Source organism: Deltaproteobacteria bacterium (assembly GCA_028818775.1).
Lineage (GTDB): Bacteria > Desulfobacterota > Binatia > UBA9968 > JAJDTQ01 > JAJDTQ01.
On the sequence record JAPPNE010000002.1, the window covers coordinates 1 to 19291 of the forward strand.

At 65.2% G+C, this 19291-nt stretch carries 20 protein-coding genes; 19 read left to right on the forward strand and 1 reads right to left on the reverse strand.

Features of this window, described 5'->3' with window-relative positions:
* Positions 1-974: molybdopterin-dependent oxidoreductase (locus tag OXU42_00025; protein ID MDE0027778.1), on the forward strand; the 974-nt coding region annotated here is incomplete at its 5' end.
* Positions 975-1020: 46 nt separating this feature from the next.
* Positions 1021-1737: an enoyl-CoA hydratase/isomerase family protein gene (locus OXU42_00030; protein MDE0027779.1), complete on the forward strand. Its 717-nt coding sequence runs from the start codon at positions 1021-1023 to the stop codon at positions 1735-1737.
* A gap of 20 nt (positions 1738-1757) precedes the next feature.
* On the opposite strand, the gene OXU42_00035 is transcribed toward OXU42_00030, so the two are convergent.
* A complete protein-coding gene (locus OXU42_00035) occupies positions 1758-1940 on the reverse strand; it encodes a hypothetical protein (GenBank protein ID MDE0027780.1) in 183 nt (60 codons plus the stop codon).
* A gap of 311 nt (positions 1941-2251) precedes the next feature.
* On the opposite strand from OXU42_00035, the gene kdsB reads away from it, so the two are divergent.
* The 17 genes from kdsB to OXU42_00120 all read left to right on the forward strand — a co-directional run bounded on the left by kdsB (position 2252) and on the right by OXU42_00120 (position 19284).
* Positions 2252-3007 carry a 3-deoxy-manno-octulosonate cytidylyltransferase gene (gene kdsB / locus OXU42_00040; protein ID MDE0027781.1) on the forward strand — a complete coding sequence of 252 codons (756 nt, stop codon included), beginning with the start codon at positions 2252-2254 and terminating at the stop codon, positions 3005-3007.
* A 1-nt stretch (position 3008) separates the two neighbouring features.
* Positions 3009-4658 carry a CTP synthase gene (locus OXU42_00045; GenBank protein MDE0027782.1) on the forward strand — a complete coding sequence of 550 codons (1650 nt, stop codon included), beginning with the start codon at positions 3009-3011 and terminating at the stop codon, positions 4656-4658.
* Positions 4655-5491: a 3-deoxy-8-phosphooctulonate synthase gene (gene kdsA, locus OXU42_00050; protein ID MDE0027783.1), complete on the forward strand. Its 837-nt coding sequence runs from the start codon at positions 4655-4657 to the stop codon at positions 5489-5491. The genes OXU42_00045 and kdsA overlap by 4 nt, the downstream gene beginning before the upstream one ends.
* A 1-nt stretch (position 5492) precedes the next feature.
* Positions 5493-6479 carry a KpsF/GutQ family sugar-phosphate isomerase gene (locus tag OXU42_00055; protein MDE0027784.1) on the forward strand — a complete coding sequence of 329 codons (987 nt, stop codon included), beginning with the start codon at positions 5493-5495 and terminating at the stop codon, positions 6477-6479.
* Entirely contained in the window at positions 6451-7023 is a 573-nt protein-coding gene (locus OXU42_00060) for an HAD hydrolase family protein (GenBank protein MDE0027785.1), read from the forward strand. Before OXU42_00055 ends, OXU42_00060 begins: the two co-directional genes overlap by 29 nt.
* 111 nt (positions 7024-7134) lie before the next feature.
* Positions 7135-7755 carry an LPS export ABC transporter periplasmic protein LptC gene (gene lptC / locus OXU42_00065; protein ID MDE0027786.1) on the forward strand — a complete coding sequence of 207 codons (621 nt, stop codon included), beginning with the start codon at positions 7135-7137 and terminating at the stop codon, positions 7753-7755.
* Positions 7752-8300, forward strand: coding sequence for a hypothetical protein (locus OXU42_00070; GenBank protein ID MDE0027787.1), 549 nt, complete (start codon positions 7752-7754; stop codon positions 8298-8300). Before lptC ends, OXU42_00070 begins: the two co-directional genes overlap by 4 nt.
* 17 nt (positions 8301-8317) lie before the next feature.
* The gene (gene lptB, locus OXU42_00075) at positions 8318-9040 is read left to right on the forward strand and encodes an LPS export ABC transporter ATP-binding protein (GenBank protein ID MDE0027788.1); all 723 of its coding nucleotides are present in this window, start codon (positions 8318-8320) and stop codon (positions 9038-9040) included.
* Positions 9041-9072: 32 nt separating this feature from the next.
* A complete protein-coding gene (gene rpoN / locus OXU42_00080; GenBank protein ID MDE0027789.1) occupies positions 9073-10518 on the forward strand; it encodes an RNA polymerase factor sigma-54 in 1446 nt (481 codons plus the stop codon).
* 53 nt (positions 10519-10571) lie between these two features.
* Positions 10572-11033: a PTS sugar transporter subunit IIA gene (locus tag OXU42_00085; protein MDE0027790.1), complete on the forward strand. Its 462-nt coding sequence runs from the start codon at positions 10572-10574 to the stop codon at positions 11031-11033.
* Entirely contained in the window at positions 11030-11896 is an 867-nt protein-coding gene (rapZ, locus tag OXU42_00090) for an RNase adapter RapZ (protein ID MDE0027791.1), read from the forward strand. Before OXU42_00085 ends, rapZ begins: the two co-directional genes overlap by 4 nt.
* 3 nt (positions 11897-11899) lie before the next feature.
* Positions 11900-12175, forward strand: coding sequence for an HPr family phosphocarrier protein (locus tag OXU42_00095; protein MDE0027792.1), 276 nt, complete (start codon positions 11900-11902; stop codon positions 12173-12175).
* 88 nt (positions 12176-12263) lie between these two features.
* Positions 12264-13439: a methionine adenosyltransferase gene (metK, locus tag OXU42_00100; protein MDE0027793.1), complete on the forward strand. Its 1176-nt coding sequence runs from the start codon at positions 12264-12266 to the stop codon at positions 13437-13439.
* Positions 13440-13625: 186 nt separating this feature from the next.
* Entirely contained in the window at positions 13626-14885 is a 1260-nt protein-coding gene (gene ahcY / locus OXU42_00105) for an adenosylhomocysteinase (protein ID MDE0027794.1), read from the forward strand.
* A gap of 303 nt (positions 14886-15188) precedes the next feature.
* Positions 15189-15434 carry a plasmid stabilization protein gene (locus OXU42_00110; GenBank protein ID MDE0027795.1) on the forward strand — a complete coding sequence of 82 codons (246 nt, stop codon included), beginning with the start codon at positions 15189-15191 and terminating at the stop codon, positions 15432-15434.
* A gap of 7 nt (positions 15435-15441) precedes the next feature.
* A complete protein-coding gene (locus OXU42_00115) occupies positions 15442-15864 on the forward strand; it encodes a type II toxin-antitoxin system VapC family toxin (protein MDE0027796.1) in 423 nt (140 codons plus the stop codon).
* A gap of 60 nt (positions 15865-15924) precedes the next feature.
* The gene (locus tag OXU42_00120; protein MDE0027797.1) at positions 15925-19284 is read left to right on the forward strand and encodes an N-6 DNA methylase; all 3360 of its coding nucleotides are present in this window, start codon (positions 15925-15927) and stop codon (positions 19282-19284) included.
* Positions 19285-19291: the final 7 nt, after the last annotated feature.

Genomic DNA, 19291 nt, shown 5'->3' on the forward strand with positions numbered 1-19291 from the left:
ACGCCGGCTACTACAGCGTGCGCATGCGCATGGACCCCAACGGCAAGGTCTACGTCTTCCCGGGCGGCAGCGACGAGGGGCAGGGCCACGCCACCTCCATCTCCCAGCTCGTGGGCGACGAGCTGCAGGTGTCGTTCGACGACGTCATGGTGGTGGAAGGAGACAGCCTGGCGTGCCCCTACGGCTCCGGCTCGTACTCCAGCCGCTTCTCGGTGGTGGGCACCACCGCCGTGACGCTGGCGGCGCGGGCGTTGCGGGAAAAGATCACCCAGATCGCTTCGGTGATGCTGCGGCACCCGCCCGGCGGGCTGGTGTTCGCCGACGGCCGGGTGTCGGTGGAAGGGCGCCCGGCGGAGGCGGTCTCCCTCTCGGAGATCGCTCGCGTCGCCTACTTCTACCCGTTCCAGTTGCCCGAGGGCATGGACCCCGGGCTCGAGACCCTGTACCACTTCCGCGACCCCAACATCGAGTTCGAGGCGGACGAACGCGGGCGCGTGGCCATGTTCAGCAGCTTCCCCTACGACGCCGAGGCGGCGGTGGTGGAGGTGGAGGCGGACACCGGGCTCTTGAGAATCCTGAAGTTCGTCTCCGTGCACGACTGCGGCAACATGCTGAACCCCCTCATCGTGCGGGGCCAGCATGTGGGCGCCCTGGCCCACGGCTTCGGCGGCGCCCTTTACGAGGAGCTGCCCTACACCGAGGAAGGGCAGCCCATGGCGGCCAGCTTCAAGGACTATTTCCTGCCCACCGCCATGGAGATGCCGGAGATGGTGCTGGAGCACATCGAGACCCCCAACCCGTTCACGCCCGGCGGCTTCAAGGGCGCCGGGGAGACCGGCACCGTGGGTCCGCCGGCGGTGTTGGCCAACGCGGTGGAGGACGCGCTCAAGCCCTTGGGTATCGCCGTCCGCCGGCTGCCGCTCACGCCACAGTACCTGTGGTCGCTCATCCAGGAGGCCAGGGGAGGCCGGTAACCGGACTCCGACCAAGTACCGACATGGCCTGAAAGGGAGACGTCACATGTCCGACAAGGTCCTGCTCGAAAAGACGGGCGACATCGCCGCCCTGACCTTGAACCGCCCGGAGAAGGGGAACGCCGTCGACCTGGAGGTGATGTTGGCGCTGACGGAAAAGCTCGCGGAAGCGGCGGCCGACAAGACGCTCCGTCTCATGGTCATCGAGGGCAGGGGCGACGACTTCTGCTCCGGGCGCGAGCCCGACGTGCCCCGGCCGGAGAACGCCGCGCAGTTTGCGGAAGCCCTCGGCCGGATCGTGCGCGTCAACGAGCTGCTGCAATCCTTCCCGGGAATCAGTTTGGCGGTGGTTCGGGGGAAGGCCTTCGGGTTCGGCTGCGGACTGGCGGTCCAAAGCGACGTGACGCTTGCCGCGGCCGACGCGCGCTTTGCGTTCCCCGAGATCAAGGCGGGTTTCCCGCCCACCATCGTCATGTCCTACCTGAGCCGCTGGATACACCGGAAGAAGGCCCTGGAACTGGTGATGACCGGAGGTGAGCTAAGCGCCGAGGAGGCCGAGCGGCAGGGCTTGGTGAACCGTGTGGTGCCGCCGGATCGGCTGGCGGACGAGAAGGGGCGCTGGATCGAGACTCTTTCGGGCCGGGACCTCGACGGTCTTCAGGCTACCAAGGCGTTTTTCAGGGACACGGCCGAATGGTCCACGGGCGCGGCGGCACAGTACGGCATCACTCGGTTGGCGAACTTCTTTGCGAGCCGGGGATAGGGCTGTTCGTGGCGCGGGGACTAGCGCCTGACTTCGATCTTGCGTCCGAAGCTGACCTCGCCCTTGTCGATCCTGAGGGAGAAACCGCAGTCCGGGTTGGTGCACACCCAGGCCTTGAACATGACCGATGCGCCATCCTGACCGTAGTCCGATAGCGGGATCAAAATGCCATTGTCGCATTTCTGACACTTCGGCAGTTCCATCTCCACTCCTCCTTTGCGGCGAAGCCAACTCGCCATAAAACCGTCCTTGCCTGCCCTGTTCGCTACGACTCGGCAAGTTAACAGATACCTCGGACCATATAGAAGTTTCGCCTCGAAATCAACTTTTCAGGGAAGCCGAGGCGTACCCATTCCGGTCTATGGAGGTCCTGCGCGCGAGTACGCGCGAGGGTGTGAATCACCCCTCACTATTTGACAGCTTCGCCTGGCCGGGGATAGTATGGAAAAGTGCCTCTGGCGGGTGCCGCCACCCTTTCGAAGAGGCATCCTCTCGCTTACATGACATTGCATTCATGTCCGTTGTGGCCATCATACCGGCGCGTTACGGGTCCACGCGGTTTCCGGGGAAGCCGCTCGCCAGGATCGGCACGAAGCCGATGATTCAGCACGTCTACGAGAGCACCGCGGCGGCGGAAGTTGTCCGGCGCACGCTCGTGGCCACCGACGACGCGAGGATTCTGGACGCGGTCAGGGGTTTCAACGGGGAGGCCGTGATGACCTCCGGGGAGCACGTGAGCGGAACGGACCGCTTGGCCGAGGTGGCCGCCGGCCTCGAGGCGGAGTGGATCGTCAATGTCCAGGGCGATCTCCCGTTCGTTCAGTCCGAGACCATCCGCGCGAGCGTGGACTGTCTGCGGCGGGACCCGGCGGTCCCCATGGCCACGGCGTGTACCTCGATCACCTCGGAGAACGAGTTTCTCGACCGGAACGTGGTCAAGGTGGTGACCGACCGGCAGGGCTTCGCCTGTTATTTCTCGCGCGCGCCCATCCCCTTCCACCGGGAGCCGCCGGCCGGGCCCGCTGGCTGGGGGCGCCGGCACCTGGGAATCTACGTGTACCGGCGGGACTTCCTCCTGCGCTTCGCCGCCATGCCGGCCGCGGAACCGGAGCTCATCGAGGGCCTGGAGCAGTTGCGCGCCCTGTATCACGGTTTCCGTATTCGGGTCGTGGACGTGGCGGAACCCGGCGTGGAGGTAAACACTCCGGACGACCTGGAACGGGCCGAGGCCTATTGGACAAGCGTGCACACGGGGAGATGCCATGGCTAACTTGCCACAGAAGTTCATCTTCGTGACCGGCGGGGTGATGTCGTCGCTGGGCAAGGGGCTGGCCGCGGCTTCCATCGGCGCGCTGCTGGAAAGCCGCGGTCTCAAGGTGACGCTTCTGAAGATGGATCCGTACATCAACGTCGATCCGGGGACCATGAGCCCGTACCAGCACGGCGAGGTGTTCGTGACCGACGACGGCGCCGAGACGGACCTCGACCTGGGACACTACGAGCGCTACGTCTCGTCGACCACCGGGCGGGCCAACAACTTCACCACCGGCCAGGTCTACGACACCGTCATCAGCAAGGAGCGGCGCGGAGATTACCTCGGCGGCACGGTCCAGGTGATTCCCCACATCACCGACGAGATCAAGCGGCGCATCGAGGCCGCGGCCGAGAACTACGACATCGCCATCTGCGAGGTGGGCGGCACCGTGGGCGACATCGAGGGGCTGCCGTTCCTGGAGGCCATCCGCCAGTTCGGCCGCGACCGCGGGCGGCAGAACGTCATCTACGTCCATCTCACCTACGTCCCGTACATCGCCGCCGGCGGCGAGCTCAAGACCAAGCCCACGCAGCACAGCGTGAAGGAGCTTACCGGGCTGGGCATCCAGCCGGATTTCCTCTTGTGCCGCACGGACCGTCTCCTGAGCCGCCCTCTCAAGGCGAAGATCGCCAGCTTCTGCAATGTCGACGAGAACTCGGTGATCACGGCCAAGGACGTGGAATGGATCTACGAGGTGCCGTTGGTGCTGCACCAGGAGGGTCTCGACGACCGCATCGTGGAGCGGCTGCAGATGTGGACCGGCACGCCCAACCTGCGCAAGTGGCAGAACACGGTGCACATCCTCAAGAACTCCAGGGAAACGGTGCGCATCGCCGTGGTGGGCAAGTACATGCAGCTCAAGGAGTCGTACAAGAGCCTGATGGAGGCCCTGGTGCACGGCGGCATCGCCAACGGGGTGCACGTCGAGCTGGAGTGCATCGAGGCGGAGAAGATGGAGAAGCGCGACGTCCACAAGTTCCTGGACGGCGTCAACGGCGTCCTGATCCCGGGCGGGTTCGGCGACCGCGGCACCGAGGGCAAGGTGCGCGCCGTGCGCTACGCGCGCGAGAACAAGGTCCCGTTCTTCGGCATCTGCCTGGGGATGCAGATCGCCGTGGCCGAGTTCGCGCGCAACGTCTGCTCCCTCAAGGGCGCCAACTCGGTGGAGATGGACCCCAAGACGAAACACCCGGTGATCCACCTGATGGACGAGCAGAAAGAGGTGGACCGGATGGGCGGCACCATGCGCCTCGGGGCGTACCCGTGCGTGCTCGCCTCCGATTCCCTCTCGGCCAGGATGTACCGGAAGAAGAAGATCTCCGAGCGCCACCGGCACCGCTACGAGTTCAACAACCGGTACCGTGAGACGATGACGGAGCAAGGGTTGCGCATCAGCGGCCTGTCGCCCGACGGCAATCTCGTGGAGGTGGTGGAACTGGCGGACCACCCCTGGTTCGTCGGCTGCCAGTTCCACCCGGAGTTCAAGTCCCGCCCGACCGAGTGCCACCCGCTGTTCAAGGGCTTCATTCGCGCCGCCGTGCAGCATCGCGGTTCGGTGAAGGAAGTCCCGCGCATGCGCATCGTCGCGGACGCCGCGAGGTCATGAGCACCAGCGAGGTCCATATCGGCGCCATCCGCGTCGGCGGCGGCCAACCGCTCACGCTGATCGCGGGTTCGTGCGTCATCGAGAACCGGGACTCGGCGTTGCGGCACGCCGCGTTCCTGAGCGACCTCACCCGGCGGCTCGACATCCCGTTCGTCTACAAGTCGTCCTACGACAAGGCCAACCGCACGTCGCTGGAGTCGTTTCGCGGTCCGGGCCTCGACGAGGGCCTGCGCATCCTGCAGGACGTGCGCCGCGAGATCGGCGTCCCCGTGCTCACCGACGTGCACGAGCCCGACCAGATCGGCCCGGTGTGCGAGGTGGTGGACATCGTTCAGATTCCCGCGTTCCTGTGCCGGCAGACGGACTTCGTCGTCGGGGTGGCGCGCGCCGCCAAGGTCGTGAACGTGAAGAAGGGGCAGTTCCTGGCGCCCTGGGACATCCGCAACGTGGTGGCCAAGATCGTCGCCGCAGGCAACACCAACGTGCTGCTGACCGAACGCGGCGTGTCGTTCGGCTACAACAACCTGGTGTCGGACATGCGCTCGCTGGTGATCATGCGGGAGTCGGGTTTCCCGGTGGTGTTCGACGCCACCCACAGCCTGCAGCTTCCGGGCGGCCTGGGCGAGGCCTCGGGCGGCGACCGGCAGTTCATCGCGCCGCTGGCGCGGGCGGGCGCGGCCGTGGGCGTGGACGCGCTCTTCATGGAGGTCCACGAGGATCCGGATCGGGCCCTGAGCGACGGTCCCACGTCCTTTCCCTTGGCCGGCCTCGATGAATTGCTGCGTGCGGTGAAGGACATCGACGGCCGGGTCAAGGCGCCGGGGAGCGGGTGACATGGGCAGGTCGGGAGACGTCATCCGCAAGGCCCGCGAGGTGCTGGACATCGAGATCGGCGGCATCGCGGCGGCCCGGGACCGGGTCGGCGAGGCGTTCCCGCGGGCGGTGGACCTCCTGCACGGCTGCGCCGGCAAGGTCATCGTCACCGGCGTGGGCAAGTCGGGGCTCGTCTGCCACAAGATCGCGGCCACGCTGGCGAGCACCGGAACGCCGGCGTTCTTCCTGCACGCGGCGGAGGCGAGCCACGGCGACCTGGGCATGATCATGCGCGACGACGTCGTGCTGGCCGTGTCCAACAGCGGCGAGTCCGAGGAGGTCCTGCGGATGCTGCCGCTGATCAAGCGCTGGGGTCTCAAGCTCGTCGCCATGACCGGCAACGCGCAATCGAGCCTGGCCCGTTCGGCGGACGTGGTGCTGGACGTCGGAGTCCCCGAGGAGGCCTGTCCTTTGGGACTCTCGCCCACCGCCAGCACCACCGCGGCTCTGGCCATGGGCGACGCCCTCGCCGTGGTGCTGCTGGAGCGCCGGGAGTTCAAGGAGGAGGACTTCCTGCTGCGGCATCCGGGCGGCGCCCTGGGCCGCCGTCTGCTGCTGCGCACGCGCGACCTCATGCACTCGGGCGACGACATTCCCCTGGTGTTCGAGGACACGCCGCTCAGGGACATCCTCCTGGAGATCACCTCCAAGCGGCTCGGCGTGACCGGCGTGTTGAACCGGGAGCAGGCACTCGTGGGGGTCATCACCGACGGCGACCTGCGCCGCTGCCTTGCCCGGAGCGACGGCACGGGCAACATGCTGGAACGACGGGCATCGGAGATCATGACCCGGACCCCCAAGACCATCGCCGCCGACGCGCTCGCCGCCGAAGCCGTGGCCCTGATGGAAAGGTTCTCCATCACCTCACTGTTCATCACGGCCGGGGAGTCGGCTAAGCCCCAGGGGATCCTCCACCTCCATGACCTCCTCAAGGCCGGCCTCGTCTGACGCTCCGCTGCCGCCCGGGGTCGACGCACTGCGCGCCAAGGTCCGGGACGTCAAGCTGCTGTTGCTCGACGTCGACGGCGTGCTGACCGACGGCGGCATCGTCATCGACGAACGGGGCGAGGAGGTCACCCGCTTCGATGTCCAGGACGGCCACGGCATCAAGCTGCTCCAGGACGCCGGTATCCGCGTCGGGCTGCTTACCGGGCGCGCCTCGCGCGCCGTGGCGGTGCGTGCCCAGCGTCTGTCCATCGGCCTCGTCTACCAGAACGTCTCCGACAAGCTGCTCGGCTATGAGGAGGTCAAGGCGGAGACCGGCCTCGCCGACGGCGAGATCGCCTATGTCGGCGACGACATGCAGGACTTGCCCGTGCTGCGCAGGGTGGCCTTTGCGGTGGCGGTGAAGGACGCCTGGGAAGGCTTGAAGGCGCACGCCGACTACGTCACGGTCCGGCCGGGCGGCCACGGCGCGGTGCGCGAGGTGGCGGAGCTGCTGCTGCGCCTCACCGGAAGGTGGGACGCGCTGTTGAAGCAGTACGACCGCTGAACGCGTCGCGCGCGGAGTTCTTGAAGCAATATTCATGCCCGCGGCTTTACACGCGCGGGGCGAGTTGATATCCCGAAACTGATGTCCTGTCTCGTCCCCGGAAGGTGATGCATGCGGTCCAAACGGTTGTGGCTGTTGCTGGTTGCGGCCGCCGGGGTGATCTTTGTCGGCGTCGAGGTGGCTCGGCACCTGCGGGAACAGGCGCTTCGCGACCCTCGGGCGCTATTGCAGATCACGCCCGGGGTGGCCTTGCAGGTCAAGAACTTTCGCCGCAGCCGGATCGAGGACGGGCGCAAGGCTTGGGAGGTGAAAGGGGTCGAGGCGACCTATTTCAAGTCCGAAGAGAGGGCCTTGGTAAGGAGGCCGGCGTTGGTCTTCTACCGGGAGGATGGCCGGATTCTTGAGGCCACCGGCAGGGAAGGGAACATTTTCCTGCCCGACGGACAGTTGCAAAGGGCGGAACTGGACGGCGCGGTGGACATCACCTACCAGGGTGTGCGATTCCACACCGATAAGCTGATCTATTTTCATGCCGAGAACCGCGTGGTTTGTCCGGGCAGGGTGGCGGCCACCGTGGACGGCGTCGATTTCGAGGGCGAGAACATGACCTACTCGCTTGCGGACGAGACCATCGAGCTTCGCAGGGCCGTACGAACCTCCATCCATCCGGGGCGCCTGGACCACGCCGACCTGGTCCAAAGGCTGGCTCGGGGAAAGGGCGCGGGCCGATGAGACAACCAAGGACAAGCGACGGATTTCGCTGGACGCTGGCTCTGGCGGTCGTGCTGTTCCTGCATGCCGCGGGTCCCGTGGCGAGAGCCTCCGAGGATCCGGCCCGTGGCCGCGGAGCGGTTGCCGCCGGTCTGTTCGCCGACAAGGATACGCCTGTCGAGATCACCGCCGACCGCATGGAGTTCCAGCGCAAGCGGAGCACCATCGTTTACAAGGGGAACGTCCAGGTCGTGCGGGACGGCGTCAAGATCGCAAGCGACGTCCTGATGGCGCGCTATGACGCCAAGGGCGGCGTGTTGACCAGCGTGGTGGCGGAGGGGAAGGTGAGGGTGAGCCACGGAGGACGCGTCATGACCGGCGACAAGGCCGTGTTCGACGGCGCGGACGAGACCATCACCGTGTCCGGCAACACGGTCGTGCGCGACGGCAACAGCAGCATCTCGGGCAGCCGCATCACGATCTACGTCAACGAGGACCGCAGCGTTGTGGAGAACAGCGAGGGACGGGTGAAGGCGGTGATCTTTCCGGGACAGTTGAATCAGTGAACTGAGCGGCGCGGGCGATGAGCGTTCTCAACGCGGACGGGATCGTAAAGGCGTATCGAGGACGCCGGGTGGTGGACCAGGTCACTCTCCAGGTCAACAGCGGCGAAGTGGTGGGCCTTCTCGGGCCCAACGGAGCGGGCAAGACCACCCTGTTCCACATCCTGATCGGCCTGGTCCGGGCCGACGGCGGCAAGGTCAGCCTGGACGGGACCGATCTGACCGCCGCCCCCATCCACCGGCGCGCGCGGGCCGGTCTCAGCTATCTGCCCCAGGAGTCCTCCGTGTTCCGCGGCCTCACGGTCAAGCAGAACCTCTTGGCCATACTCGAGACCTTGAAACTCGGCAGGGACGAGGAAGAGGAGCGGAGCCGGCGTCTGCTCCACACCTTCGGCCTTGTCCACCTGGCGGATCAGAAGGCCTACACTCTTTCCGGCGGCGAGCGGCGGCGCGTGGAGATCGCCCGGGCGCTGATCCTGTCGCCGTTCTTCGTGCTGCTGGACGAGCCCTTCACCGGGGTCGATCCCATCGCCCTGGCCGACATCAAGTCCGTCATCCAGCGGCTGTCCGACGCCGGCATCGGCATCCTGATCACGGATCACAACGTCCGGGAAGCCCTCGAGATCTGCACCCGCGCCTACATCCTGAATCAGGGCGTGCTGCTCGCGGAAGGGACCCCCGCCGACATCGCCGCCAGTGAACGGGCGCGCGAGGTCTATCTTGGAGAAGGGTTCAGGCTCTAGGGCCCCGGCCCTTTGTTTGACGGAACGTCCGGATGGCACTCGAAATCAAGCTCTCCCAGAAGATGATGCCGCAACTGGTGATGACGCCCCAGTTGCAGCAGGCCATCAAGCTTCTCCAGCTTTCCCAACTCGACCTCCAGCAGCGCATCTCCCAGGAGCTGCAGGAGAATCCGGCCCTGGAGGAAGCACGCGACGACGACGATGCCGCCCCGGACCGCGTGCGTGAACCCGAGGCGACGCAGGAGACGCTGGTCACCGACCGCATCGCGGATTGGCAGGACTATCTCGACAACCACTCCAACTCGCGCCACGACATGGTCGCGCCGGAGGTCGTGCGCCAGGAAGAGGATTTCCCGTCGCTGGAGGACACCATTACGCGCCGGGAGACCCTCCACGAACACCTGCTGTGGCAGCTCCGCATGGCCGGGCTCGACCCGGCGGGCGAGAGCATCGGCCTGTGCATCATCGGCAACCTGGACGAACGGGGATACCTTGAGACATCGCTGGAAGAAGTCGGCGAGTTGGCCCGGGCGACGCTGGATGAGGTGGAGGACGTCCTGGCGCGGATCCAGCTCTTCGATCCGGTCGGCATCGCCGCCCGGGATTTGCGCGAGTGCCTGCTGGTGCAGCTCCACAGCGCGGGGTTGGGGGAAAGCGTGGCGGCGCGCGTGGTGGCGGCCCATCTTCGCGAGCTGGAGCGCAAGCAGTACGAACGGATCGCGGCGGCTCTGGACGTCGGCGTCGCGGACATCATCGAGGCGGCCCATCTCATTGCCTGTCTGGAACCGAAGCCGGCGCGGGACTATGATGACGGCGAGGTCCGCACGATCATTCCGGACGTGGTGGTGCAGAAGGTCGCGGGGGAGTACGTCATCTTCCTCAATGACGACGGAGTGCCGCCGTTGAGAATCAGCCCGCTGGTGCGGCGACTGGCCGGGGCTTCGAGCGAAGAGGCGCGCGAGGCCAAGGAATACCTGGACGGCAAGATCCGTGCCGCCACCTGGTTGATCAAGAGCATCCAATGGCGCCAGCAGACCCTGTACCGGGTCAGCGAGAGCATCTTCAACTTCCAGCGCGAGTTCCTCGATCATGGCGTGGACCGGCTGAAGCCCCTGGTGCTGCGCGAGGTCGCGGCACAGATCGGCATGCATCCGTCCACGGTCAGCCGCGCCACTTCCAACAAGTATGTCCACACGCCGCAGGGCGTATTCGAGTTGAAATACTTCTTTCAGAGCGGCATACCGCGTAACGACAGCTCGTTGGTGGTGTCGGCGGAGTCGGTCCGGGAGCGGATCCGGGTGCTGGTGGAGTCGGAGGACCCGGGCAAGCCGCTGAGCGACCAGGAAATCGCCGTCACGCTGCGGGGACTGGGAATCGACATCGCGCGCCGGACGGTCGCCAAGTATCGCGAGCAGTTGGGCATCCTGCCGTCGTCGCGGCGGCGGGACCCGTATGGGCAACGAGTCGAGCCCGCCTGACGCGGCGGTTCGAAGGGAGTCCTGATCTCGGCACGAGGGACAAGGGGGTCGGCTTGCGAATCACGGACGTTCTGGATCCTGAAGCGGTCATTCCGAGTCTCGAGGCGCGCGACAAGTACGCCGTCCTCGAGGAGATCGTGACCCGCGTGTCGAGCCACTACGGATTCGAGGACTCGCAACGGTTGCTCGACGTGGTGCGCGCCCGCGAGCGGATCTGCAGCACCGCCATCGGCGAGGGCGTGGCCATCCCCCACGGCAAGCTGCCGGGGCTGAAGCGGGTGTTCATCGCCTTTGCCCGCAGCCGCGAAGGGGTCGATTTCGACGCCCAGGACGGCACTCGCACGCACCTGTTTTTTCTCCTGGTGGCGCCCGAGGAGTCCACCTCCGAGCACCTGAGCGCGTTGGCGCGGGTGTCCCGGCTGGTCAAGGACGCCTCGCTGCGCGAGCACCTCATGCGCGTGCAGACTCCCGAAGAGGTGGTGCGGCTCATCGAGGAGAAGGAACGGAACCTCTGACCAGCCCGCTTGACATCGTGGTCGTCACCGGCCTTTCGGGGTCGGGGAAAAGCGTCGCCATGCGCGCGCTGGAGGACAACGGCTTCTTCTGCGTCGACAACCTGCCGGTCCTGCTCATTCCCAGATTCATCGAGCTTTGCCAGGGCTACCGCGAAGGCATCGAGCGGGCCGCCTTCGGCATCGACCTCCGCGGCGGACAGTTCATCGAGGGCTGGCAGGAGGTGCTGGACGAAACCCGCAGGGCCGGTCACCGGGTGGAGGTCCTCTTCCTGGACGCCAGCGACGAGCTGCTGCTGCGCCGCTTCAACGAGACGCGCCGCCCCCATCCGCTCCAGGCGGGCGGGTCGGTGCAGGACGGCATCGCGCGGGAGCGCGCGGCCCTGACGGGCATGCGCGACCTGGCCCACCGGGTCATCGACACCACGCATCTCAACGTCCACGATCTCAAGAAGGTCATCGAGGACTCGTGTATCCAGGCTCTGGGACGCCGGCGCATGTCCGTCTTCCTGATGTCCTTCGGCTACAAGTACGGCATCCCGGCCGAGGCGGACCTGGTCATCGACGTGCGTTTTCTTCCCAACCCGTTTTTTGTTAATGGGTTGGGGACTCGCAGCGGTTTGGCGCCGGAAGTACGGGATTTCGTTCTCAGCCGGCCGGAGACGCACGCTTTCGTCGAGCGCATGAGCGCGCTGCTCGATTTCACGCTGCCCAGCTATGAGCGCGAGGGCAAGAGCAACCTGACCGTGGCCTTCGGCTGCACCGGCGGGAAACACCGGTCGGTGGTGCTCGCCGCCGAGTTCGCGCGGCGCCTGGATGGGGGCCCATGGCGCATTCAGTTGCGGCACCGGGACGTTGACAGATGACCCATGCACCGCGTTAGGAAGAAGCTTGAGATCAAGAACCGCCTCGGTATGCACGCGCGCGCCTCGGCGCTGTTCGTGCAGACCGTCAATCAGTTCTCCTCGGAGGTCAAGATCTCCAAGGACGACAACGTCGTCAATGGACGAAGCATCATGGGCGTCCTGACCCTGGGAGCGGCCAAGGGCAGCAAGATCCGGGTCGAAACCCGCGGTGAGGACGCTCACGAGGCCATGCTCGCCATCGAGCAGCTCGTGGAGGACAAGTTTCGCGAGAGTGACTGACGTGGCCCGGTTGCAAGACCGTCCGCAACCGGGTTTTCCCGCGGAACTGGAACAGGACGTAACGGAAAGGGTCGAACAGGCAGTATCCATGACGAACAAGGACTTTGTCTTTACCTCGGAATCGGTGTCGGAGGGCCATCCCGACAAGATGTGCGACCAGGTCTCGGACGCGGTGCTCGACGCCCATCTGGCGCAGGACCCGAACAGCCGTGTGGCGTGCGAGACACTGGTCAAGAACGATTTGATCGTCATCGCCGGCGAGATCACCAGCAAGGGAAAGGTGGACTACGAGAGCCTGGCGCGCCGCGTCGCCCTCGACATCGGCTACGATGATCCCGCCAAGGGGTTCGACGGCAACACGTGCGAGGTGCTGGTGCGGCTGGTGAGCCAGTCTCCCAACATCTCTCAGGGAGTTACCGAAGGCGAGGGTCTTTTTAAGGAGCAGGGCGCCGGCGACCAGGGCATGATGTTCGGCTACGCGTGCGACGAGACCGAGGAGTTGATGCCGCTGCCGATCCAGCTCGCCCATGAGCTCGTCGGCTATCTGGCCAAGATACGGAAGTCCGGCGAGGCGCCGTTCCTGCGCCCGGACTCCAAGTCCCAGGTGAGCGTCGAGTACCGCGACGGCCGCCCCCATCGCGTCACCAACGTGGTGGTGTCCACCCAGCACACCCCCGAGGTGCCTCACGACAAGCTCCGCGAGACCATCATCGACAGCGTGATCCGCGCGGTGGTCCCGTCCCAATACCTCGACAACGACACGGAGTTTCTCGTCAACCCCACCGGCAGCTTCGAGATCGGCGGCCCCCAGGCCGACGCGGGCCTGACCGGCCGCAAGATCATCGTGGACACCTACGGCGGCATGGGCCGGCACGGCGGCGGCGCCTTCTCGGGCAAGGACCCCTCCAAGGTGGACCGCAGCGCGGCGTACGTGGCCCGCTACGTGGCCAAGAACGTCGTCGCGGCCAAGCTGGCACGCCGCTGCGAGATCCAGCTTGCCTACGTCATCGGGGTAGCCGAGCCCGTGTCCATCGCCATCGACACCTTTGGCACGGGCGTGGTCTCGGACGCCGAGATCGTCAAGCTCGTGCGCGAGAACTTCGAGCTCACCCCCAAGGGCATCATCGACGCCCTGAGCCTGCGCGCGCCCATCTACCAGAAGTCGGCGGCCTACGGCCACTTCGGCCGCAAGCCGGAAGACGGCTTCTTCACCTGGGAGCAGACCGATCGGGCAACACGCCTGAGCGGCGCGGTCAAGGGCTAGTGGCCCGTCTCATAGGCGGGACTTCCGAAACTACGCGGAAACATCTTGTCGTCGCCGGCGAGCGACGACCCGGAGGGGCGACAGTCGGTCGTCTCTCCGTGGCCGAAACCACGCACGCCTCGGGGGCGCGTTTCAGAATCCGCCCCCGAGTGTTCATGCGTGCCCACGGAGACCAACATGGCTAAAGTGAAATGCGACATCGCGGACCCGAGTCTGGCCGCGGACGGATGGAAACGAGTCCTTTGGGCCGATCAGGAAATGCCAGTGCTCCGGGACGTGCGCGCGCGCTTCGAAAAGGAGAAGCCGCTGAAGGGCCTGCGCTTCTCCGCCTGCCTGCACGTCACCGCGGAAACCGCCAACCTCGTTCGGACGCTCAAGGCGGGCGGCGCCGACGTCGTCCTGTGCGCGTCGAATCCCCTGTCTACACAGGATGACGTGGCCGCCGCCCTGGTGAAGCACGAGAACCTGTCCGTGTACTCCATCCGCGGCGAGGACCACGACACCTACTACCGGCATCTCAGGGCCGCGCTCGACCACCGCCCGGTCATCACCATGGACGACGGCGCCGACCTCGTGTCCATGCTGCACCAGGAGTACGACCACCTCGTGCCCGACATGCTGGCGTCCATGGAGGAAACCACCACCGGAGTCATCCGGTTGCGCGCGCTGGAGGCCGACGGGGCGCTCAAGATTCCCATCATCGCGGTCAACGACGCCGCCACCAAGCACCTCTTCGACAACCGCTACGGCACCGGCCAGTCCACCATCGACGGCATCATCCGCGCCACCGACGTTCTGCTCGCCGGCAAGCGCGTGGTGGTGGCAGGCTACGGCTGGTGCGGCCGCGGCGTGGCGTCGCGCGCACGCGGCATGGGCGCCAAGGTCATCGTCACCGAGGTGGACCCCGTGCGCGCCCTCGAAGCCTCCATGGACGGCTTCGACGTCATGCCCATGAAGAACGCCGCCAAGGTCGGCGATCTCTTCATCACCCTCACCGGAGACATGCACGTCATCCGCCAGGAGCACCTGCGCTCCATGAGGGACGGCGCCATCATCTGCAACTCCGGCCACTTCGACATCGAGATCGACATCAAGACCCTCGACTCAATGGCCGAGAAGTGCCAAAAGAACGTGCGCAACCACGTCGACTGCTACACGCTCCCCGGCGGCAAGCGCCTCTTCCTCCTCGGCGAAGGCCGCCTCGTCAACCTCGCCGCCGCCGAAGGCCATCCCGCCTCCGTCATGGACATGAGCTTCGCCACCCAGGCCCTCGCCTCCGAATGGGCCGTCCAGCAGCGCGGCACCCTGTCCCCACAAGTCTACGACGTCCCCCAGTCCCTCGAGGAATGGGTCGCCAGCATCAAGCTCGGCACCATGGGCATCCAGATCGACAAGCTCACCCGCGAGCAGAAGATCTACCTGTCGTCGTGGGAGATGGGGACGTAACAGTCGCGGTTGAGGTTTCGGTCCGAGAGAGACAGACGCCCCAGTAACCGTCATCCCCGCGAAAGCGGCCGGACCCCCCGAAACGTCATTCCCGCAAAACAGGCTGTGTCAAAACCCCATCTTAGAGAGGCACCAACCCCCTGAAACGTCATTCCCGCGAAAGCGGGAATCCAGGGGTGGTGGTGGGGCAACGTGTTCAATCCGCTCCACATCATCTGACTTCTTGCGTCGTTTCGTGCCGGCTCCCGCTTGATTGCAACGCAATCGCGCGATAGCCTGAGTCGTCACGAAAGAGGTGTGACGATGGCAAGCATCACGATTCGCAAACTCGACGACGACGTGAAGACCCGCCTTCGCATGCGGGCGGCCGGGCATGGGCGATCAATGGAGGAAGAAGCCCGCCTGATCCTGGCCGAGGCGGTCAAGAAAAAAACGGTGCCGCCCAAAGGCTTGGGGACATTGATTCACGAACTGTTCAAGCCTTACGGTGGCGTTGAGTTGGAACTGCCGCCGCGCGAGCCGGCACGTGAGCCGCCTCGGTTCGACTGAGGCGGCAATGGTGGTCCTTGACACCAACGTCGTGTCCGAGTTGATGCGTGACCACCCGAATCGGGAAGTCATCGTCTGGTTGGACGAACTGCCGACTCGGGAGCTGTATGTGACCGCGGTGACGGAAGCGGAGATCCTCACCGGGATTGCCTTCCTGCCTCGAGGTAAACGCCGCAGAGGCCTCGCCGACGCTGCTACACGCCTGTTCACGGATTTGTTCGCCAACAGGGTGCTCCCGTTCGACAGCGAGGCTGCGCGTGCCTACGCAACCATCATGGCCGCCCGCCGGAGCGCCGGGCGTCCGGCCCCGCAGGCCGATTGTCAGATCGCCGCCATCGCCCGTTCGCGCGGCATGAGCGTGGCAACGCGCAATGTTCGAGACTTCGAGGGCACGGGAATCGAGGTGATTGACCCGTGGCGGCGCTCATGACGAGGCGGGTGGTGTCACCCCCCAGGCTATCGATGACATCTCAGAGGCGAGTCAATCGCGATGGCAGAAACCAACCAGAAAACGACGACAGCGGTCGAAGGTTACTTCGCGGACCTGCGAAGGGTGCGGGCGTCCGGCGGTGCGACCGGGGAGCGGTCGGCGTACGGGCCAGTTGCCAACCTGCTCAACGCGGTAGGTAACGCGCTCAAGCCCAAGGTGTTCTGCGTAGGTGAGTTGGCCGATCAGGGCGCCGGCCATCCAGACTTCGGCCTGTTTACGGCGAAGCAGGTGCAGAAGGGCAGACCCCGTGAGGGCCAGACCCCCGAGCGTGGGGTTGTGGAGGTCAAGCCTTCAGACGAAGACATGGACGCGCCTACTGTGCGCGACCAAGTCTCACGCTATTGGGGACGTTACCGGCTGGTCCTGGTGACCAACCTCCGGGAGTTTTCCTTGGTCGGCCCGGACTCGAGCGGGGGAGAGGCAACCCTGGAAACGTTTCGCTTGGCTGACAGCGACGACGAATTTGCGCGCAGGCTTGAGTCGCCTCGCAACTTCGCCCGCGAGATCGGAGCTGGTCTTGGCGAATATCTCGCCCGCGCACTGTCGCACCGGGCCGCGCTCGCCGAGCCCAAGGACTTGGCATGGTTGCTCGCCTCCTACGCCCGCGACGGTCTTGCCCGGGTCGAGGCCGCGGGTGACGCCCCGTCCCTCAAGGCGGTCAGGTCGGCATTGGAAGAGGCGCTTGGCGTCCGTTTCGAGGGGGACAAGGGCGACCGTTTCTTCCGGTCCACCCTCGTGCAGACCCTGTTCTACGGCGTCTTCTCCGCCTGGGTGCTGTGCGCCCGGCAGGTGCCGGCACCGACGGACAGGTTCGATTGGCGCACGGCGGTGTGGCACCTGCGTGCCCCGGTGCTGCGGGCGCTGTTCCAGCAGCTTTCAGACCCCGGCCGCCTGCAGCCGCTCGGTCTCGTCGAAGTACTGGACTGGACCGCGGCCGCGCTGGACCGCGTGGACCGGTCTGCCTTCTTCGCCCGTTTCAGCGAAGGCGAGGCCGTCCCCTATTTCTACGAGCCGTTCCTGGAAGCCTTCGATCCCGAACTGCGCAAGCAACTGGGTGTCTGGTACACGCCAAAGGAAGTCGTTCGCTACATGGTCGCCCGCGTGGACAAGGCATTGAAGGATGACTTGGGCATTCCCGAAGGCTTGGCGGCGGAGAACGTCTATGTCCTGGACCCTTGTTGCGGCACAGGTGCCTATCTGGCCGAAGTGCTGCGCCGGATCGCCGTCAATCTCGAAGGCCAAGGGCTGGGTGCGCTCATCGGCGCACGGGTGAAGAAGGCGGCCACCGAGCGCGTGTTCGGATTCGAGATCATGCCCGCTCCGTTCGTTGTTGCACACCTGCAAGTCGGTCTGACCATGCAGGACCTCGATGCCCCGCTCGCCGACGACGAAACGGAACGCGCCGGTGTGTTCCTGACCAACGCCTTGACAGGTTGGGAGCCACGCACAACCAAGCCGTTGCCCTTTCCCGAATTGGAGGAAGAACGCGACCGCGCGGAGCGGGTGAAGCGGGATACTCCCATACTCGTAATCCTCGGCAACCCGCCCTACAACGGTTATGCTGGCATGGCGGTGGACGAGGAACGGGAGCTTTCGAAAGCCTATCGGACGACCAAACGGGTGCGCCGCCCACAAGGGCAGGGTCTGAACGATCCCTATGTCCGTTTCTTCCGCATGGCCGAACGGCGCATCGCGGAGAAGACGGGCCAGGGCGTAGTCTGCTTCATCTCTAACTATTCATGGCTCGACGGCCTGTCCTTTACGGGGATGCGGGAGCGTTACCTTGAGGCGTTCGACGCGATCCGTATTGATTGCCTGAATGGTGACAAATACAAGACGGGCAAGGTTGCGCCGGACGGCTCGCCCGACCCTAGCATCTTCTCGACACAGAGCGATCCGGTGGGAATTCAGATCGGAACAGCTATCGCGACGCTAGTGCGCTCAGCGGAACACAAGCCCACCGGAGAGATCGGATTCCGGCATCTGTGGGGGCAAGTGAAGCCCGCCGGATTGACCGCGACGGCCGAGGATGAGCCGGACACGCTCTATGCAGGGATCGAGCCTGTGTTGCCGCTCGGTCTTCCTTTCTCACAAACACCGGTGAACGCGGACTGGTTCGGCTGGCCGGCGCTACCGGATCTGTTCCCCAAGTCATACCCCGGCATCCAAACCAAGCGCGATTCTTTCCTAGTGGACGTTGACCTCGATCGGCTCAAAGACCGCCTCACGGTTTACTTCGATCCTGAAGTGAGCCACGATGAAATGGCACGGCGCTTTCCAGTAGCGATGAAGAGTTCTTCTGGATTCGTGATTCGTGATGCCCGCTCGGTGCGCACCGCCCTACTTGCACGAGGCGGACCATCCGATACCGGCTTTATTCGCCATACCTATCGGCCCTTCGACGATCGATGGCTATATTGGGACGAAGGTCGTGGTTTATTGGCTCGTCCATCCCCCGAGTACCTCCCGCACGTATTCTCGGGGAACCTGTGGCTTTCGGCCGCACAGCATGTTCGGCGGGCTGCGGAGGAGCCACAAACGTGTCTCCTCACGAAATCAGGGTCGTTACACCTGATTGAACGAAGCGGAAGCCTGTTTCCTGCTTGGCTTCGAGACGACAGTATAGGCGACGGTGGCAACAATGCGCGCCATGCCAATCTCTCGGCGACCGCGAATCGCTACCTTGAACGCTTAGGCTCCGGTGTGGAAGAACTCTTCTATCATGTCCTCGCTACCCTTCATGATCCTACCTACCGCGAAGCTAACGCGGGAGCGTTGGGTATAGGATGGCCGCGTATCCCGCTTCCGGGTTGGCCGACAGGCGCCGTCGAAGGCACGACCGAGGCGTTTGCTAGATCGGTGGCTCGAGGACGCGAACTTGCGGCGCTGTTTGATCCTGACGAATCTGTTCCCGGCGTCACACAAGGGCCCTTAAGCCCGGAGATTGCCATGATCGCGGTGCCTGCTACAGTAGGTGGACGCAATATGGTCGGCAACGATTTCGCCGTCACCGTTGGCTGGGGACGGTATGGTCAGAGCAACGCGGTGATGCCCGGGCAAGGGCGCGCAGTCGAACGCCCCTTCACTGTGGATGAACGTGCGACCATGAGCGACGCTTTAGTTGGCCTTTGCGAAACCACTTTCGATGTCTATCTCAACGACACGGCCTTCTGGCGCAATGTTCCGTCCGCTCTCTGGAACTACAAGCTCGGCGGCTACCAGGTGCTCAAGAAGTGGCTCTCGTACCGCGAACGCTCCGTCCTCGGTCGTCCGCTGCGCCCGGAGGAAGTTCGCCACTTTACGGATACCGCGCGACGTATTCTTGCGATACTCAAAGTGGCAGGTGGAGAAGTGATTTAAGAACGGT

What these genes read in the sequence shown, in the direction of transcription:
- OXU42_00030 (MDE0027779.1), top strand. Translation starts at nt 1,021, where the DNA reads ATGTCCGACAAGGTCCTGCTCGAAAAGACGGGCGACATCGCCGCCCTG.
- OXU42_00035 (MDE0027780.1), bottom strand. Translation starts at nt 1,940, where the DNA reads ATGGAACTGCCGAAGTGTCAGAAATGCGACAATGGCATTTTGATCCCG.
- kdsB (MDE0027781.1), top strand. Translation starts at nt 2,252, where the DNA reads ATGTCCGTTGTGGCCATCATACCGGCGCGTTACGGGTCCACGCGGTTT.
- kdsA (MDE0027783.1), top strand. Translation starts at nt 4,655, where the DNA reads ATGAGCACCAGCGAGGTCCATATCGGCGCCATCCGCGTCGGCGGCGGC.
- OXU42_00055 (MDE0027784.1), top strand. Translation starts at nt 5,493, where the DNA reads ATGGGCAGGTCGGGAGACGTCATCCGCAAGGCCCGCGAGGTGCTGGAC.
- OXU42_00060 (MDE0027785.1), top strand. Translation starts at nt 6,451, where the DNA reads ATGACCTCCTCAAGGCCGGCCTCGTCTGACGCTCCGCTGCCGCCCGGG.
- lptC (MDE0027786.1), top strand. Translation starts at nt 7,135, where the DNA reads ATGCGGTCCAAACGGTTGTGGCTGTTGCTGGTTGCGGCCGCCGGGGTG.
- OXU42_00070 (MDE0027787.1), top strand. Translation starts at nt 7,752, where the DNA reads ATGAGACAACCAAGGACAAGCGACGGATTTCGCTGGACGCTGGCTCTG.
- lptB (MDE0027788.1), top strand. Translation starts at nt 8,318, where the DNA reads ATGAGCGTTCTCAACGCGGACGGGATCGTAAAGGCGTATCGAGGACGC.
- rpoN (MDE0027789.1), top strand. Translation starts at nt 9,073, where the DNA reads ATGGCACTCGAAATCAAGCTCTCCCAGAAGATGATGCCGCAACTGGTG.
- OXU42_00095 (MDE0027792.1), top strand. Translation starts at nt 11,900, where the DNA reads ATGCACCGCGTTAGGAAGAAGCTTGAGATCAAGAACCGCCTCGGTATG.
- metK (MDE0027793.1), top strand. Translation starts at nt 12,264, where the DNA reads ATGACGAACAAGGACTTTGTCTTTACCTCGGAATCGGTGTCGGAGGGC.
- OXU42_00110 (MDE0027795.1), top strand. Translation starts at nt 15,189, where the DNA reads ATGGCAAGCATCACGATTCGCAAACTCGACGACGACGTGAAGACCCGC.
- OXU42_00115 (MDE0027796.1), top strand. Translation starts at nt 15,442, where the DNA reads ATGGTGGTCCTTGACACCAACGTCGTGTCCGAGTTGATGCGTGACCAC.
- OXU42_00120 (MDE0027797.1), top strand. Translation starts at nt 15,925, where the DNA reads ATGGCAGAAACCAACCAGAAAACGACGACAGCGGTCGAAGGTTACTTC.